Genomic DNA, 1,269 nt, shown 5'->3' with positions numbered 1-1,269 from the left:
GTCACTGATTTGAACAGGCCCAGGATTGGCGGCCAATTGCGCTGCTCGCCCACGGTGTCCATGTCGACCAACGTGCACAGGTCGGTGATCTGCTCGATGGTAAGGCCGGTGGTATAATACATGTTAGGCGGTCCGTTTTTGTGAGAGCTGAGTGTGGTAACCCAATTCTCTCAACAAACGGGCCGCCGTTTATGTCGACACGCCGGGGACGTGTGATCTCATGCGCTGTGAATAAGCCTCGATCTTACCTGATCGGGGTCGTTGCCCTACTTTGAGGTGATCAAGCCGGCCTGAATAACGCTCATAGTACGAGCTACCATTCTATGCATTGTGGCCGAGGTTTCGGCGACGAATGGCTCCCGGCTATGTTGCTACGGTGTCAGCATGAAGTAGATCTTGCAGATCGTATGTCGAGAACATGGAATAGTTCCCAGTGTTCTTCAGCGCTGCATACGTTCTTTCCATGTAGGCGCGCGCGTCGGCAACGTCTCTTTTAAGGGTTCTGAACCGAAGCATGTAGGGATGGCTCGAAAAAGGCATGTCGTCATCATCTTCGTAACCATGGTCGACAAAGAGTTCAACCGAGGTTCCATCGCGCACCCCCACGTAGGAGTTCTCCAGATGTGCGGGGTCGCCAAGGAGTTGAGTCCCCACGGCGCGACCTACCTCATCCACCACTGATTGGACGGACCGCGCCTGTAGCGGCCGCAGGAAGATCTGGACATAGGTCGCCATCGCGCCTCCTTCCGTAGCGACTATGGGCCGGTAACGGTCCAGCCGTCGTCCCAGATGACGATCTTATCGTACGAGTTCTTGCCGAGTCCCTGGAACCTCTGGATCCCTTGAAGCGCTTCCTCTCTGGTCAGCGGTGTGTTCTCGGCATTTAGGATGATCTCGCGAGCTTGTCCACCGTTGCGTGCTGAGTCGTCCAGAACTCGCATGATCTTGGTGCTGCTGGGCGTCTGTGTCTTGATCGTTTTGAATTCGGTTGGTGTACCGTCGACGAGGGCGTCTGGCGTTCGGACACGCGGTTCCGTCGACGGCTTCAACGCTGTTACGTTATGTCCATCCTTGGCCAACCGCTCGACGATCTTTTGCTCGTCTTGATCGAATCTGGATGCGGACTGGTCGATCGTTCCCGTAGCAAGGTCGTCGCTGATCTTGGTGGCGTCGACGCCTTCCACGTTGGGGTTGGGGGTGCCGCTGATGGCGGCCTGCATGGCGGGTTGGATGCCCTTGGCGATCGCGACCGCCCCGCCGGCCAGGAGC

2 protein-coding genes are annotated in these 1,269 nt (G+C 57.1%); both read right to left on the bottom strand.

The window, feature by feature from the left end; translation table 11 throughout:
• Positions 1–363: 363 nt before the first annotated feature.
• Positions 364–735, bottom strand: a complete 372-nt coding sequence (locus tag FFT21_RS28535; protein ID WP_137816987.1) for a hypothetical protein — start codon at positions 733–735, stop codon at positions 364–366.
• 20 nt (positions 736–755) lie between these two features.
• Positions 756–1,269: CdiA C-terminal domain-containing protein (locus FFT21_RS29430; protein WP_192909821.1), on the bottom strand; the 514-nt coding region annotated here is incomplete at its 5' end.

The sequence above is a fragment of the Gandjariella thermophila genome, assembly GCF_005405885.1.
Classification (GTDB): Bacteria; Actinomycetota; Actinomycetes; order Mycobacteriales; family Pseudonocardiaceae; genus Gandjariella; species Gandjariella thermophila.
This window is presented reverse-complemented; position numbering and strand designations above follow the sequence as displayed.